We start from the raw sequence: 17202 nt of genomic DNA on the forward strand, positions 1-17202 counted from the left end.
CGGGTGATTATTGTGCACAGGAAAACCAGTTTAGCAATTTAGCAAAAATGGTTTTCTCATAATAATTACACTTACCCTGAGGGATAAAAATGATGATGAAACCTCGCTATCTTGCTGTTGCTATTGGATTAATTCTTTCAGGCGCCGCGCAGGGAGCGGATACGTCGGTGAGTGCCATTGAGGCCCGCCTGAATGCTCTGGAGAAAAGACTGCAACTCGCCGAGAACCGCGCCGCCAAAGCCGAAGCCCGCGCCACTGAAGCAGAAAAACAGGTGAAAACGCTGGAAACACGCACCGCCAGCAATGAACAACAGACCCGTCAGGTGGCCAGGAATGCGGAAATAAATCAGCAAAAAACGGCTCAGGTGGCTGAGCGCACGGAATCGTTAGCCAGCATTAACAACAAAACCAGCAGCGCGCCTGAAGGCTTCAAATTCTCAGGTTATGCGCGTTCCGGCGTGATCATGAATGATTCCGGCACATCAACGGAAAGTGGCCCGTACGTGACCCCGGCCGGGCAAACCGGCGGTGCTGTGGGTCGTCTGGGCAACGAAAACAACACTTACGTTGAATTAAATCTGGAACATAACCAGACCATGGCCAGCGGCGCGACCTCCCGCTACAAAGTCATGCTGGCGGACGGACAGCGCAGTTATAACGACTGGACCGGTGCCACCAGCGATCTGAACATCCGCCAGGCATTTGTTGAATTAGGCTCTTTGCCGACGTTCAGTGGCCCGTGGAAAGATTCGACGCTGTGGGCGGGTAAACGATTTGACCGGGATAATTTCGACATTCACTTCCTCGATTCCGACATCATCTTCCTTGCCGGGACCGGTGGCGGTATCTATGACGTCAAATGGGGAGACAACCTGAAAAGTAACTTCTCACTTTACGGGCGTAACTTTGACGATCTCGAAAATAAGAACAAAGACGATACGCGGATTGAGAACTACATTGTTACGGCGAACAACTACGCCGGACCATTCCAGTGGATGCTCAGCGGCCTGCGCGCCAAAAATAATCAGGATCGCGAAAATACCAGCACTCAGGGCATCACGAATGCCGCCGATACCGGCTTCCACACCATGCTGGCGTACCACGGGGACAGTTTCTACGGGCTGCGCGACGGGACATCCACGACCGCACTGCTTTACGGTCATGGCCTGGGTGCAGAAGTTAAAGCGCTGGGTTCGGACGGTCATCTGACCGGTGACGCCAACACGCTGCGTCTGGCAACTTACGGGATCACGCCGTTAAGCAAAAACTGGAGCATCGCCCCTGCCGTTCTGGCGCAGCAGAGTAAAGACCGCTACATCTCAGGCGATGATTACAAATGGGTGACCTTCAACACCCGCCTGATTCAGAAGATCACCGAAAACTTCGAGCTGGCCTATGAAGGCAGCTATCAGTACATGGATCTCGATCCGCAGGGCTACAACGATTACAACAAAGTGAAAGGCGGATTCTACAAACTGACCTTTGCGCCAACCTTCAAAGTGGGCGATATCAGCGACATGCTGAGCCGCCCGGAAATTCGCTTCTTCGCCAGCTATATGGACTGGAGCAAAGAGCTCGACCGCTATTCTTCCAGCGATTCGTTCGGCACGGATGGTTTTACCGCCGGCGGACAGTGGAATTTTGGTATCCAGATGGAAACCTGGTTCTAAAAAACAGGGTGTGATTCACCAGGACGCGCCCGGTTAAACCGGGCGATGTCGATAATAAAAACGGTAAGGGACAAAATGAACATCAATGCAATTGCGACGGAATTGCTGCCATTACTTGGCGGCAAAGACAATATCGCCAGCGCGGCGCACTGCGCGACACGCCTGCGTCTGGTGCTGGCCGATGACAGCCTGATCAATAAAAGCGCCATAGAAAAAGTTGAAGGCGTGAAAGGCTGTTTCAGCAATGCGGGCCAGATACAGATTATTTTTGGTACCGGTCTGGTGAATAAGGTTTACGCCGAGTTCATCAAAGTGGCGGGCATCAGCGAGTCGAGCAAGTCTGAAGCGGCGGATATTGCGGCGCAAAAACTGAATCCGTTCCAGCGTATTGCCCGCGTGTTATCCAACATTTTTGTGCCGATTATTCCGGCGATTGTCGCTTCCGGTCTCCTGATGGGCCTGCTCGGCATGGTGAAAACCTACGGCTGGGCCAATCCTGAGAGCGCGATTTTTATCATGCTCGACATGTTCAGCTCGGCGGCATTTATCATTCTGCCGATCCTGATTGGTTTTACCGCCGCGCGTGAATTTGGCGGTAATCCGTTCCTGGGGGCAACATTGGGCGGCATTCTGACTCACCCTGCGCTGACCAATGCCTGGGGCGTTGCCAGCGGTTTCCACACCATGAACTTCTTTGGGATTGAAATTGCGATGATCGGCTATCAGGGCACGGTATTTCCGGTGTTGCTGGCGGTCTGGTTCATGAGTTTCATTGAAAAACGCCTGCGAAAAATCATCCCTGATGCACTGGATTTAATCCTCACGCCGTTCCTGACGGTTATCATTTCGGGATTCATCGCGTTCCTGATTATCGGCCCCGCCGGTCGTGCGCTGGGTGACGGAATTTCCTTTGTGCTCAGCACGCTGATCGCGCATGCAGGCTGGTTCGCCGGGCTGGTATTTGGCGGATTGTATTCCGTGATTGTGATCACCGGGATTCATCACAGCTTCCATGCGATTGAAGCCGGGTTGCTGGGGAATCCGAATATTGGCGTTAACTTCCTGCTGCCGATCTGGTCAATGGCGAACGTGGCGCAAGGCGGTGCCTGTCTGGCGGTTTATTTCAAAACGAAGGATGCCAAAATCAAAGCCATCGCCGTGCCTTCGGCCTTCTCGGCCATGCTGGGCATTACCGAAGCGGCAATTTTCGGGATCAATCTGCGTTTCATGAAACCGTTCCTTGCTGCGCTGGCGGGGGGGGCGCTGGGCGGTGCCTGGGTGGTGGCGATGCACGTGAATATGACGGCCGTCGGCCTGACCGGTATTCCGGGGCTGGCGATCGTACAGGCCAGTTCGATCCTCAGCTATCTGATTGGCCTGGTGATTGCTTTTGGCAGCGCATTCCTGCTGTCGTTGTTGCTGAAATACAAAACGGAGAGTGAATGATGACGGAAACGAGCTTGCTCAAACAAGCCCTGCGCAGCGTGGTTGCAGAGCAGGTCAAAGCAGCGTCGGACCCTTACCGGCCCGGCTGGCATCTTGCGCCACCGGTAGGATTACTCAACGACCCGAACGGATTTATTCAGCATAAAGGCCGTTACCATGTTTTCTATCAGTGGAATCCGCTGTCCTGTGCGCATGGCGCGAAATTCTGGGGGCACTGGAGTTCGGCGGATTTACTGAACTGGCGGCACGAACCGCTGGCGCTGGCACCGTCGGAAGCCTACGAAACCCACGGCTGTTATTCCGGCTCTGCGGTCAGCGATCACGGTCACCTGACGCTCATCTATACCGGCAACGTGAAATACTCTGATGGCAGCCGCACGGCGTTCCAGTGTCTGGCGCGTGAAAATGCGAAAGGTGAATTTGATAAAACCGGCCCGGTACTGGATTTACCGGAAGGCTATACCGGTCATGTGCGTGACCCGAAAGTCTGGCGAAAAGGCGGCCACTGGTTCATGGTGCTGGGCGCGCAAGATCTCAGCCTTCAGGGCAAAGTCTTATTGCTCCGCTCTGACGACCTGCTCAGCTGGGAATTTCTGGGCGAAATTGCCGGATCGAATCTGAACGGATTAGGGGATTTTGGTTACATGTGGGAGTGCCCGGACTTATTCAGACTGGATGGTCAGGACGTGCTGATTTGCTGCCCGCAAGGTCTGCCTGCGCAAGCCGACCGTTATCTGAATACCTTCCAGTCGGGCTATTTTGTCGGGCATCTGGATACCGAAAAAGCGAAGTTTCCGCATGGCGAATTCGCGGAGCTGGATCTGGGATTTGAGTTTTATGCGCCGCAAACGACGCAAGCCGACGATGGTCGCCGGTTGCTTATCGGCTGGATGGGTATCCCGGACGGCGATGAGTTTTATCAGCCAACGGTGGAAAACGGCTGGCTGCATACCCTGACCTGCCCGCGCGAACTGACGCTTGTGGCCGGTAAAATTATTCAGCGCCCTGCCCGTGAATTGCAGGCTCTTCGCGGCGACATGCAGGAGTGGCAAGGGCTGGCGGACGACGCGCCGGTTTGGGATGTTACCCGTGCTGAAGTGGAAATTGAAACCGTACGGGCCTTCAGCGCTGATTTTGGCGGTGACCTGCTGCTGAGATGGGACGGTGATTGTCTGCATCTGACGCGCAAAAACCGGCGCACCGGGTTGCCGGAAGAACGTGTCTGGCACGGTTCGTTACGCAAACTGACGGTGATGTGTGACAGTTCCAGCATTGAGATTTTCATCAACGACGGTGAAGCGGTGATGACCTCACGCTATTTCCCTGTATTACCGGCCAGATTAAACTTCAGCGGCCATTACCCGATTGCTCTGTGCCACTGGCTGTTAGCCGATTGCGTGTTAGAATAAAAACCTTTCCGGACAACAGAATATGGCGCAGTGAAAAAGACCAAACGCATCACTATCAGTGGCATAGCAGAGCTGGCTGGCGTATCGAAATCGACTGCCAGCCAGGTTCTTAACGGACACAGTAAGAAGTTTCGCATCTCCGATACGACGCGCGATCGCGTACTCGCGGTGGCCGCCGAGCAGCATTATCAGCCCAGTATCCACGCCCGTTCACTTAACGTCACCCGCAGCTTCACGCTGGGTCTGGTTGTCCCGGAAATGACCAACTACGGTTTTGCGGCCTGTTCCAACGAGCTTGAAACGCTCTGCCGCGAGAACGGCATGCAACTGCTGATTGCCTGCACGGATGAGAACACCAGTCAGGAAACCATGGTGGTGAACAACCTTATCCAGCGCCAGGTAGACGGACTGATCGTGGCGTCCAGTATGCTCAGCGATGCGGAATACGTGAAAATCAGCCAGCAGTTACCGGTGGTTCTGTTTGACCGTCATTTGCAGGAAACGCAATTGCCACTGGTCGTGTGCGAAGCCATCGAATCCTCGGCTGAACTGGTCGCCCGGGTGGCAAAAAAGCATCCGGACGAATTTTATTTTCTTGGCGGCCAGCCGCGTATTTCTCCCACGCGCGACCGTCTTGCCGGTTATCAGCTGGGGCTGGAGCGTGCGGGTGTCAGCCTAAATCCTGAGTGGATTATGTACGGTAATTATCATCCCAGCTCAGGTTATGAAATGTTTGCCAATCTTTGTGCCCGGCTCGGGCGTCCGCCCAAAGCGCTGTATGTCGCGTCCTGCGGGCTGATGGAAGGGGTATTGCGTTATATGAGCCAGCACAAACTGCTCGGGAGCGATATTCATCTGTGCAGTTTTGACGATCACTATCTTTATGACTCCCTCACGGTGAAAATTGATACCGTCGCGCAGGATTGCAAAGCGCTGGCAATTCATTGTTTTGACATGATTATCAGCCTGATCAACGAACAGCCGACTGAGCAGATACAAAGTTATTTAGCGCCGAAACTTCACTGGCGGCATCCAGATTCTGCGGAAACCACAAACTGAATATCATCCTGCGCGCATGAACCTGTTGGCCGGAGGAATGCGCCTGAATTCTTCACTTCACATCAATGCGGAAAATACGTAAAAACGCCCTTTTCCCTTCTTCAGTAAATGTGACTTCGCGATAACCCGGCGTTCTGTTCAGCCACCCTTTTCGCTCAAAAGCGGCCAGTAAAGCGGCGCCGGAATCGCCCCCAAGATGGAAACGTCGCTCGCTCCAGTCGAGACACGCGCAGCTGCTTTTGCGCCGGGTGTTCGGGTTCAGAATGGCGCCTAAATCTTCAAAATGCTGCTTTCCGGCGGGCGTCAGCGCATTACCGTCAGGTTCCAGCCAGCCTTCGTCACGCATGAATTCGTAAATCCCGACCGCGATTTTTCCTGCCAGATGGTCATAACAGGTTCGCGCGACGCGCAAATGTACCGGCGTTTTTGGCTGCGGCGATTTCATGGATTTCATGGAAATTCCCATCAGGGTTTCCAGAAGATGGGCGACATCGCTGCCAGCCAGCCGGTAATAACGGTGTCTTCCCTGAGAAAGGCAGGTAATTAATTCGCTGTTGAGGAGTTTGGTCAGGTGCGCGCTGGCTGTGGACGCCGCAATATTGGCGACTGAACTCAGCTCTGTCGCGGTCCACGCGCGGCCATCCATCAGCGCACAAAGCATGCTGACCCGCGAAGGGTCAGCAATGGCCGAGGCAACCGCGGATAACGACAGCTCAAGCTGCAATCCGTCATCATCCGTTTTACGAACGTTGGGTAAACTCATTCAGCCGGTACGTCCCATTCTGCTGTCACCTCTGTGGCCAATGTATTGTTATCGGTAAGCAAAATCAGCCGGTTATCGTGATCGCTGTACTGCACCAATATGTTAATACCGTTCTGCGCGATGACAGCGGCAATGGCACCCAGTTCTCCGGGGCGTTCCTGTTTCAGCTTTCTGATAACCGGCTTTGTGACCTGCCGGACGTCCAGCCCGGCTGCCGTCAGCACCGTGCGGGCGCGCTCGCCGTCTTCAACCAGAAAATGCGCATGGCTTTCATCGCCTGCCGTAAACACACCGCCGCCTTCCAGCCCGACGCCATTTTTGCCGAGGACAGAACCGAGACGCGCCAGCTCACCGGGTGCATTGCGGAGAATAACGTGAATATCATACATGCGAATAACCTCCTTTTTCAGATGAATAGTCCCTGAGAACCTCAGCAACGCGGATCCGGTAAAAAGAGAAAACAGAGTTCCGCCCCTCGGATTGTGCGGCCTGATGCTTCGGATTCCTTTTCCACGCCAGCACCGATTCTTCATTTTCCCACCATGACAGCGACAAAATTTTTCCCGGTGTACTCAGGCTCTGAAAACGTTCAATAGAAATAAAACCCTCAACGTCGTCCAGCAGAGGTTTTAGCTCTGCGGCCAGCTCAAAGTATCGGTCCTGTTGTTCAGGAATGGCGTCAGCCTCGAAAAGTACAGCGATCATAAAATGCTCCGGTATGAATGTCTTCGGAGCTCACTATAAGATGCAAAAATGGGTGACACTTCGGCGGCGGACGAAATGTTGATGTTGGTATCTGCCCCACTTTTCAGAATAAAAGCTGACGGGTAAAGTACATGTCCTGTTTGCCTCTTTTACTGCGTATTTATGAGGGATGATGAAAACTAAATTAATCGCCGGAATTTTTCTCGCTTGCCTGTCTGCCAGTGCTTACAGCGAACCATTACAGGACGATTCAACACCCATCTCGCTGAAGCTGAATGACAATTCAGTCGTTGACGTCACAACATGCGAGGATTTTATTGCGCTTCGCCGCGCGGGGAAAACCGTCACTGATTTCGAGAACATGCCCGACCGTTTTGCGTCGATGGCTCAAAATTCCTTAACCGATTGCTATCTGACAACCAGGGCCAAAGCGCAGGGCCTAACGGAAGTGAATCCGCCGCCTGCAACCCTGACGATCAGTAATGTAGTAAAACATTTCCCGGCAACAGCGGCAGTTGCGATCAGTGATGATGAAGTCGCCAGAGTAAAAACGCATTACCTAAACAAGACCATTATTCAGAAAGAACCTGATTTAAAAGCGGATGATATGGGACGGCTGATCTCTGCGAAATCTTCTGACGGCTATATCATCACCGGCCACCGCGCATTTAAAGGTCAGGACGGAAAACTGACTGATTTCGTTACGCTCGGAAAGTTTGTTACCGGCGGGACCTGGAGTGTGTCAACGACGTACAGGATTATTTCCCAAAATGAACCGATATGGAAAATTCAGGAAGTGACGGAAAACGATCCGCTGTAATTCATCGCTACCTGAAACTCCACTGCACGCTCACCACAAACACGGAAGGAATGATGATCCCGGTCTCTACGCCGAAGTAGCTGGTGAAGTTGTACTGGATGGCATGGTAGATGTACGGGGAAAATCCAATGCCGGTGACTTTTTTGAAGTCCTCGTAGGAGCCGTCATCGCCGCAGTGTTTGAAGGCGTCGAAAAAGAACTCGCCGGTATAACCGTACACGCCTTTAAATACCCAGTTGGAATCTCCCTGGATCCAGTCGCGGCGCAGCCCGAGCGCAATACAGCGGTCACCGAAGCTGTTGTTCATGGTGCCGACCAGCGCGCTGTATTTGGAGTCCTCGGAGAATTTTCGTTCTACCGACATGAATTTATTATCGAAAAACTCGTTGTATTGCCCGTAGTTACCGGTCAGGTGGTAAACAAAAGAACCGGTGTTGAAGGAGTATAAATTAATTTCATCCGCATGAAGACCAACGGCGACGAGGAGTAAAAAGAAACACAGAACCCGGCTTGAATTTTTTATCATTTAGATAATCTCTTTGATTATAAAGACATAATTTTATCTAAAAAATTTAAATCATTGATATGAGCGTGATCAGGCCCGTAAAAATTATTCTAAGACAGGATCTGTGTTTGTACAAAAAAGCCCCGGTAAATCCGGCAACAACGCGATGTCTGTTGCCGGGAGTTTATTCAGTCAGACCATTTATTCATTTTTAGCCGCCCTTCCCAGCTCAACGATAACGTGATGATCCTGCCCGTCATCGGTGAGCGGGATCTCGTCATTCGCCAGCTGATTGCCGTCCAGCGTCACGCGATATTCCTCCGTGCTTTTGCGCACCGTAATCAGATAGCGGCTGCTGCCTTGCTGGCAGGCGACGCTGATTTCCGGCCAGTTTTCCGGCAGCTGGCTGTGAATGGAAATGGTGTCGCCTTTGCGCGTGATACCCAGCAACGATTCGGTGATCAGGCGGTACGTCCATCCGGCGGAACCGGTATACCAGCTCCAGCCGCCGCGTCCGCTGTGCGGCGCGACCGAATAAATATCAGCGGAAATCACGTAAGGTTCGGCTTTGTACCGGCCAACCGCCTCTGTGGTCAGGCTGTGATTGACCGGATTGATCATCGCCATCAGTTCCCACGCGCGTTCGATATTGCCCTGTTTCGCAAAGGCCATGACTGCCCATATCGCGCCGTGCGTGTATTGCCCGCCGTTCTCGCGAACCCCCGGCAGATAACCGCGAATGTAACCGGGGTTCGGGCCGTTGCCGTCGAAAGGCGGCGTCAGCAGTTTGATTAAACCGGCGTCATTATCGACCAGATGTTTATCCACCGACTGCATGGCGCTGGCGGTGCGTTCAGGCGTGCCCGCCCCGGAAAGCACCGACCAGCTTTGGGCGATGGCGTCGATCTGACATTCGCTGTTCAGATGTGAACCCAGCGTTTGTCCGTCGTCAAAATAGCCGCGCAAATACCATTCACCGTCCCAGGCGTGATCGTTGAGATTTTGTCTGAGCCGCGCAGAGTGTTCACGGCAAAGTGTGGCGACCTCTGCGTCCTGACGCGCTTCCGCCAGCGCGCCATAACGTTGCAGAACGTCATAGAGGAAGAAGCCCAGCCAGACACTTTCGCCGCGCCCGCCCAGCCCGACCAGATTCATGCCGTCATTCCAGTCGCCCGCACCCATCAGTGGCAAACCGTGTTCGCCCATCTTCAGCCCGTATTTCAGTGCGCGGACGCCGTGCGCCCACAGGGTTTCCTGCGTGTTGCTGACCACCGGTTGTTCATAGAAAGATTCCTCGCCGGGAGCCAGCAGACGCGATTCGAGGTATGGCACGATTTCTTCCGCCACCGCGCCATCGCCGGTTACGGCAATGTAATGACTGATTGCCAGCGGCAGCCACAGATAGTCGTCCGAGCAGCGCGTGCGGACGCCATTGCCGGTCGGCGGATGCCACCAGTGCTGGACGTCGCCTTCAATAAACTGCCGCGAGGCGCACAGCAGGATCTGCTCGCGCATGCGTTGTGGCGCGGCGTGCGTCAGCGCCAGCGTATCCTGCAACTGATCGCGGAAACCAAACGCACCGCCGGACTGATAATAGCCGCTGCGCGCCAGTATGCGGCTGGCGAGGGTCTGGTAAATCAGCCAGCCGTTAGTCAGCAAATCGACGGATTTATCCGGCGTGGTGATCTGAATTTTATCCAGCACCTGATGCCAGTGATGATGAACGCGATCCAGCTCGGCCTGCGCGGCGCCTTCCTGGAAGAACTGATGGATCAGCCCTTCGGCGTCTCCGGCGTTTTGCCCCAGACCCAACGCAAAAATAAAGGTGCGCTGATCGCCGTCAATCAGTGTGGTCGCCGACTGCACCGCGCCGCAAGGATCAAGCATTGCGCCGGTTTTATCTGACAGGCGCTGCGTTTTCATTGCTGCGGGTAATGCGGCGGAACCTGTTCTGCCGAGGAATTCACGGCGGTCGCCGCTTACGGAACAATGTGCGCCGGTCACAGCAAAAAAGGCCGTTCGCGGTGAGCCGTTGCTGGTGTAATGATTGGTCGCCAGCACGCCGCAGCCCTGCACGACGTGCGCCGCCGAGGTGACAATATGCATGGCTGATTTCACCCGCAAATCGGCCATTACCCACTCGACATAACCGGTCACCGAAAGCCTGCGTGGCCTGCCGGAAACGTTGGTCAGCGTCAGCATGATCAGTTTGACCGGCGCGTGCTCAGCGACCAGCACCGTCATTTCGCTGCTGATCCCCCGTTCGGTATGCTCGAAAACGCTGTAACCAAAACCGTGACGCGTCACGTAGCCACCGGGGCCGCGCACCGGCAAAGGTGCCGGAGACCAGACGCTGCCGGTCTCTTCATCGCGCAGATAAAACGCTTCGCCTGAACTGTCGCTGACCGGATCGTTTTCCCACGGCGTCAGGCGGTATTCATGGGCATTTTCATACCAGGTATAAGCCTGACCACTTTCTGAAATTACCGAGCCAAAATCCGCATTCGCGAGCACGTTCGACCACGGCGCAGGCGTGTTTTCTCCGTCGTTGAGGACTATCTGATACTCACGCCCGTCCGGTGAGAATCCACCCAGTCCGTTGAAATAAGTCAGGTCGCGTGGAGGAGCCGTGACCGGCTGGCTGTCGTTTAGCGTGCGTACCGGCAGTAAAGCGGGTAGCGAAACATGCGGTGGTTGCATGCGCTGATTCAGCTGATCGGCCAGCGACCCGCGGCGGTCATCGATCACCACGCGGGCGACGCTCATCAGCAGCGTGCGGTCATCCTGCGTCATCTGTTCGCCATTACGCACAAAAATGCCGCCCGGAATATCGGTCTGGCTGGACCCCGCGCCGGATGCCACCAGACCGAGGATCTGGTTTTGCAGCGCCTGCTGGTAGCCGCCGGAATCATTACACATAATCACCAGATCGACTTTCAGCCCTTTCAGCCGCCAGTAATGGTGCGCACGGATAAGCAACGTCACCAGCCCGATATTTTCATTGCTGGTCATGGTCAGCAGAACCACCGGCAGATCGCCGGAAAGCGATTGCCCCCACAGGCCGGATTGCCCGCGACGGTTAGCGCTGACCGCCTGCGCATCGCCACGCATTTCCTGACTGGCGAAGAGAATGGCACCGGCCAGCCGGTTAAACAGCCCCGCGTCTTCCTCGGTGGCATTCAGCTGGCGCAGCACCACCTGACTGTGCGACCAGGTGATTTCGAATACCCGATCAGCAATATGGTGATCGCGGTATTTTTCCAGCAACGCCAGACTTTGCAGACGGGTGTCCGCAATTCCGTAAACCATATCAATGATGACCGGTACGCCGGGTTTCAGGCGGATGCGCTGGCGGATTGCCATCACCGGATCCAGCACCGCTCCGGCGCTGTTACTGAGCGCCCCGGCACGGCGTAATGCCTGCGGGTTTGAGGCCGTATTGCCGCGTCCGATAAACTGCGCACGATCAGTTTCAAATGACGTTTCCCGCTCGACGGAACCGTGGATCGCCATCATGTGGAACATCCACGGGCACTGTTCTTCCGGCTCGCGCGGGCGGCGATGACACAGAATGCCTTCCTGCGCGGGCATCAGTTCAGTCTGCACAAACAGATTGCTGAACGCCGGATGCGCCGCGTCATTGGCCGCCGGTGCCAGTACGACTTCGGCATAGGTGGTAATTTCCAGCTCACGGGCATGGCGGCCATGATGCGTGACCGTCATCCGGCGGATTTCGACATCATCTTCCGGTGACACCACGATATGCGTTTGCATCGTCAGCGAACCGTGCGTGCGGCGGAATTCAGCACCGGCATCGGTCAGCACGGCGTGATACGTGCCCTTTTGTTTGCCGAGCGGCTGCCACGTATTGCTGGTCACGGTGCCGGATTCCGGATCACTCAGATAACAGAAAATACCCCGGTAATCGCGCGTCGCATCTTCCCGCCAGCGGGTCAGCGTCAGGTCTTTCCAGCGGCTGACGCTGCCACCCGCCTGCGTTACCATCAGATGATAATTCGTATTGGAAAGCAGCTGAACTTCCGGTGCCGGGCTGTCGGCGTTGCTGAATTCGCGCAGCTCGATATTCACTTTTTGCAGCGTGCTGTCGTGGGATTCGAAATGACGGCGCGGGCTGTAAAGCTCTACGGCGTCTGGCACGCGTTCCTGCAACAACAGGCGTGCAGACTGGAATGCGGCATTCGCCGCAAAGCGCGCGTTCATGGGCGCACCGAGCAGCACATTCGCCAGCGCCAGAAAACCCATGCCCTGATGGTGAGCCATATACGAGCGCACCACGATGTAAATCTGCCCGCGGATCAGGCGAGACGGTGTGTAATCAAGCGCATCATAAAAACCGTATTCCCCGCGTGCGCCGCGATTTTCCAGCTCAGCCAGATTGAGACAGGCTTCCTGTGGCCGGATCATCAGCGCCATCAGCGTGGCGTAAGGCGCGACGACCATGTCTTCGGCGAGCCCGCGTTTCAGCCCGAGGCCGGGCACGCCAAACGCGTGATACTGATAATTCTGGTTGAGATCAAAGGCGGCGTAGGCGGATTCAGAAATCCCCCACGGCACCTTGTTCTCCCTGCCCCAGGCAATTTGCCGGTCAACGGCGGTCTGGCACATCTGTACCAGCAGCGTGTCCGGATACGCAGGCATGACCAGTTGTGGCATCAGGTATTCAAACATCGAGCCGCTCCACGACATCAGCGACGGTTGTTTGTCGATCACCGTGAATAACCGGCCCAGCGCAAACCAGCTTTTTTGCGGCAGCTGATTGGTGGCGATGGTGACGTAGTTGGTGAGGCGGATTTCCGACGGCAGCAGATCGTATTTCCCGCTGTCCATTTTATGCGCGTCGCAGTTATAGCCGACGGTCAGCAGATGCGTGTTTTTGTCGTACAGGAACTGGAAATCCATGCGCGCATGGTCGTTCAGGCGTTTTTCCAGCTCACTGATGATGTCCAGTCGCTGACGCGCCAGCCCGATCGCGCGGGATAAACCCGGCTCCGTTCGTGCATCCTGTTGCGCCAGCCATTGCAATGAAGGCAGGACGCCGCTTTGCACTTCCGGCGTAAACGCACCATAAAACTCGGTCCACTCTTCCAGACCGGCGTCAATTTGTGCGGCCAGACGTTGCAGCCAGACGCCATCGGCAGGCGTGATCAGAGCGCGCATTTCCCGCAAAGGATCCAGCGCCTCCGTACCTGACGTTTGCGGCATCAGCTGGCGGAGTTTGTTCAGCACTGGCGATGGCGTCTGCTTTTCGGCCATTTGCAGGGAATCTTCCAGCCCGGCCAGCCACCGCCCGATATCTGCCGCAGGTTGCGTGCGCCACAGCCGTAAACCGGTGCTCAGCGTCAGCAAATGCCCCGCCAGATTGCCACTGTCCACGCTGGAAATGTAGCGCGGATTCAGCGGTTCCAGCGTGCGCGTGTCGTACCAGTTATAAAGATGCCCGCGATAATGTTCGAGTTTGTCGAGCGTATCCAGCGTCAGGCTGGTGCGTTCGAGCACCTCTTTTTGCGTGAGATAGCCGAAATCCCACGCGGTAATATTGGCCAGCAAAGAAAGGCCGATATTGGTGGGTGATGTGCGGTGCGCAATCGTGGGCTGCGGGATTTCCTGGAAGTTATCCGGCGGCAGCCAGTTTTCGGTTTCAGTGACGAAATCTTCGAAGAAAGCCCAGGTCTGGCGTGCTGTCTGGCGCAGGAAAGCGTGTTGCAGAATATTGAGATCCGGCACCTCGCGTTTTGCCGGCTGGCTGAGCCAGCACAGAATGCGCGGCGCGAGAAACCACAGAATGCCCAGCGGCAGTGCGAACGCCAGCAGCGGCAGATGGGAATACGCCGCCACTAAGATCACCGCCACACCGGCCAGAGGGTTGGCCCACATCTGTCGATAAAAATACTCCGGCGAATGCGCCCGGCTTTGGGCACCAATACTCACGCTCGCCCATTCGTGCAGTTTGCGATGGCTGACGTTCAGCCGCCACAGCGTCAGCAAAATTGCCTGTACAGAGTAAACCGCTTCGTGCGGCAAGGTCATCAGGTGCAGAAAAATACGCGAAACCCGGCTGACGGTGGCCGAAAACACGCTTTTCAGATGCGGGATCAGCGCGCGTCGCGGGCCTTTATTGAACAAATCCAGCACCAGCGCAACGAGCGAGGGGAACAGCAGCATAAAGCTGATAAAGCCAAACCAGTAAAGCTTGTTGGGCACCAGAATCAGCGTGCTGAAAATGAGGATTAATAAGGCGGGCGCGACCAGACTGCGGCGCAGGTTATCAAACAGTTTCCAGCGTGAAAGCAGGGTCAGCGGATTGCGGGCGCGCTGGCCGTCTTCCTGCGTCACCCGTAGTCCCAGCCAGTTCAGAAGCTGCCAGTCACCGCGGATCCAGCGGGTTTTACGCGCCACATCCGCCAGATAATGGTCAGGATATTGCTCGTATAACACCACATCGCTGAGCATTCCGGAGCGGGCGTAACAGCCTTCCAGTAAGTCATGGCTGAGCACCAGATTTTCCGGGCAGGTGTTTTCCGTGGCCTGAATGAAAACATCCACGTCGTAAATGCCTTTGCCGACAAACGAGCCTTCGCCGAATAAGTCCTGATAGATATCGGACGACATGGACGAGTACGGATCGTTTCCCGGCACGCTGCTGCACAGCGCGGCATAACGTCCCTGGCCGTTCTCCGGGATTTCTTCCGCCAGCCGTGGCTGGAGAATGGCGTAACCGGAAACCACCCGTTGCCGCTTTTCGTTGTACACCGGATGATTCAGCGGATGCGCCATCGCGGCCACCAGCTGATGCGCCGTCGCACGCGGCAGGACCGTATCGCTGTCGAGCGTAATCACGTATTTCACCTGCCGCAGATGTTCCTGCGTGCTGCCTTCAATCAACGAGAACGGCTGACCCTCATCGCGCAGCCAGCGGTTCAGCGCGTTCAGCTTGCCGCGCTTACGCTCATACCCCATCCACACGCCCTGCGCCGTATTCAGTTCACTGTCGCGATGCAACAGCGTAAACCGCGCGCCCTGCGTGGCGGGATAACGGCGGTTCAGTGACTGGATCTGGCGGGTGGCGTAAACCAGCAGCGCGTCATTTTCAGGATTGTCGCGTTTATCGCTGTCATGGAAATCACTCAGCAGCGCGAAATTCAGGTGCGTGAGCATGTTGCCGAGATAACACACCTCGAGGCTGTTAATCAGCGCATCGATATTTTTCTGGCTGCCCAGCAGACAGGGAATGACCACCAGCGTACTGGCGTTTTCCGGGATCCCCCCGGCGAATTCCAGACGCGGCAACGGCTGCGGCGTGCGGCTGCGGGTGGTGATTTCACTGAGCAGATTCAGTGCGAACTGGCTGGCGACCAGCACAACGGGGATCAGCAGTGCCCACCAGAGCCAGTGCAGCGCCGGATGCGCCGAGCGGTAAAGCGCATCAGCGGTAACGGCGGTGGTCAGCAGCAACAGACTGCCGAGCCACGAAAGCAGCGGCGTCTGGCTCAGTCTGGCGCGCAGGCGGGTGATCAGGGAAAAACGGGCGTTGAGATCTTTCTCCAGCGTTTTACGCCCGGCATCAATCAGATAGTAGCCGACGTGTTGTTGCTGATAAGAACCGGTTGCTTCGCGGGCCAGCGCCACGGCGCGGGCGGCGACAAAGGCTTCGTCATGACGGGAATTGCGCGAGAGCCGTTCAATCTGATGGCGGTAATTGTCGCGGGTATCAAAATGCATCAGCGGATAAACTCCGGCCGGATCGCCCTGCAACGTCTGCTCTACCACGCTGAGATTTTCGGCAAAATCAGCCCAGTCCATTTCAGTCAGCTGACGTAAACCCATAATGCTGTTGCTGACAGAAAGCTGATTAGCGGCCAGCTGCTGGTTAAACTTGTCGATCACTTCACGCTGCGTCAGCCCGACTTCGCTCAGGCGTTGTTCCACCCAGGTCAGCGGCAGTGCCAGCATCGAACCATGCCCCTGTAAGCGGCGCACCAGTTCGGCGACAAACGCGCTGGTGCGCGGCGGATTGGTGCGCGCCATATCGGCGATAATAATGATCTGACCGGACGGATCGTTTTCGGCGCTGTCCTGCAATTTATTGACCCAGTAATCGGCCAGATTGCGTTCCTGCTGGGCATTCGCCACTTCAATGCTGACGCGACGCAGATTCTCGATCAGCGCCAGCCGCAACATGCCGGGAAATGCCCACAGCTCGCCAAGCGTTAGCGGTTTCACGCTCTGGTAGGTGGTGAAAAAACGGGTGAGCGTGGTGATATCCAGCAGCCCGTCGCTGTGGCTGACGACTTCCGTGGCGATGTCATAAATACGCGGGCAGAAATGCGGAGCGCCAAGCGGCGGCAGGCCTTTACCGAAGTTTTTCGGCAGCAACTGACGGACCAGGCGGATTTGTTCTTCAATCAGATAAAAGTTATCGAGCAGCCATTCACCGGCGGGCGTGATGCTCGCTTTCTCTCCGTTGCTTAAAATCAGACAACTTCGGGTCAGGACTTTTTCATTATCATCGAGGCGTTTAAGCAGGTAATACGGGAGTTTTTTACCGGAGAGTTTGTGCGAGAGTGCCAGTTTTCCGCCGTAGCGTTCCATCTGATCTGCCGAGAAAAGCTCCGTGCGGATTGGCACCGGTTGCTCCAGCGCGCTGGCGCGGTGACGCCGCGTGAGGGAGATAACAGGCGGTGCGCGTTTGCTTTTGAACCAGTTAATGACAGTCTTTTTCACATCTACATACCGTACGCGGACCCGAGAAGGCAGTTGCCTGAGCTGCGATAAGAGTTCACATAAAAAAGGAGAGAGGGTAAAGG

10 protein-coding genes are annotated in these 17202 nt (G+C 55.6%); 5 read left to right on the forward strand and 5 right to left on the reverse strand.

Annotated features, from left to right (window positions below):
• The first annotated feature begins 89 nt into the window (after positions 1-89).
• The 4 genes from KWG64_RS08845 (at position 90) to KWG64_RS08860 (ending at position 5584) form a co-directional block, all read left to right on the forward strand.
• On the forward strand, positions 90-1670 hold the full coding sequence (locus tag KWG64_RS08845) for a carbohydrate porin (RefSeq protein WP_218521652.1): 1581 nt from the start codon (positions 90-92) through the stop codon (positions 1668-1670).
• A gap of 75 nt (positions 1671-1745) precedes the next feature.
• On the forward strand, positions 1746-3116 hold the full coding sequence (locus tag KWG64_RS08850; protein ID WP_195813385.1) for a sucrose-specific PTS transporter subunit IIBC: 1371 nt from the start codon (positions 1746-1748) through the stop codon (positions 3114-3116).
• Positions 3116-4525, forward strand: a complete 1410-nt coding sequence (locus KWG64_RS08855) for a sucrose-6-phosphate hydrolase (protein WP_218521744.1) — start codon at positions 3116-3118, stop codon at positions 4523-4525. The genes KWG64_RS08850 and KWG64_RS08855 overlap by 1 nt, the downstream gene beginning before the upstream one ends.
• Before the next feature lie 30 nt (positions 4526-4555).
• A complete protein-coding gene (locus KWG64_RS08860; protein WP_152323905.1) occupies positions 4556-5584 on the forward strand; it encodes a LacI family DNA-binding transcriptional regulator in 1029 nt (342 codons plus the stop codon).
• Between the two features lie 52 nt (positions 5585-5636).
• On the opposite strand, the gene KWG64_RS08865 is transcribed toward KWG64_RS08860, so the two are convergent.
• Genes KWG64_RS08865 through KWG64_RS08875 form a run of 3 tightly spaced genes read right to left on the reverse strand, consistent with a single transcriptional unit; the run spans position 5637 to position 7052 of the window.
• The gene (locus tag KWG64_RS08865; protein ID WP_218521653.1) at positions 5637-6347 is read right to left on the reverse strand and encodes a helix-turn-helix transcriptional regulator; all 711 of its coding nucleotides are present in this window, start codon (positions 6345-6347) and stop codon (positions 5637-5639) included.
• Positions 6344-6736, reverse strand: a complete 393-nt coding sequence (locus KWG64_RS08870) for an amino acid-binding protein (RefSeq protein ID WP_218521654.1) — start codon at positions 6734-6736, stop codon at positions 6344-6346. Before KWG64_RS08870 ends, KWG64_RS08865 begins: the two co-directional genes overlap by 4 nt.
• The gene (locus KWG64_RS08875) at positions 6729-7052 is read right to left on the reverse strand and encodes an antibiotic biosynthesis monooxygenase (RefSeq protein ID WP_218521655.1); all 324 of its coding nucleotides are present in this window, start codon (positions 7050-7052) and stop codon (positions 6729-6731) included. The genes KWG64_RS08870 and KWG64_RS08875 overlap by 8 nt, the downstream gene beginning before the upstream one ends.
• 172 nt (positions 7053-7224) lie before the next feature.
• Between KWG64_RS08875 and KWG64_RS08880 the strand changes: the two genes are divergently transcribed.
• A complete protein-coding gene (locus KWG64_RS08880; protein WP_218521656.1) occupies positions 7225-7872 on the forward strand; it encodes a hypothetical protein in 648 nt (215 codons plus the stop codon).
• Between the two features lie 7 nt (positions 7873-7879).
• Here KWG64_RS08880 and KWG64_RS08885 read toward each other — a convergent pair whose 3' ends face one another.
• Both KWG64_RS08885 and KWG64_RS08890 read right to left on the reverse strand, forming a co-directional pair.
• Positions 7880-8398: a hypothetical protein gene (locus KWG64_RS08885; RefSeq protein WP_229893226.1), complete on the reverse strand. Its 519-nt coding sequence runs from the start codon at positions 8396-8398 to the stop codon at positions 7880-7882.
• A gap of 180 nt (positions 8399-8578) precedes the next feature.
• The gene (locus KWG64_RS08890; protein ID WP_370628628.1) at positions 8579-17119 is read right to left on the reverse strand and encodes a GH36-type glycosyl hydrolase domain-containing protein; all 8541 of its coding nucleotides are present in this window, start codon (positions 17117-17119) and stop codon (positions 8579-8581) included.
• Positions 17120-17202: the final 83 nt, after the last annotated feature.

This window comes from Rahnella sp. PD12R (assembly GCF_019200965.1).
Lineage (GTDB): Bacteria > Pseudomonadota > Gammaproteobacteria > Enterobacterales > Enterobacteriaceae > Rahnella > Rahnella laticis.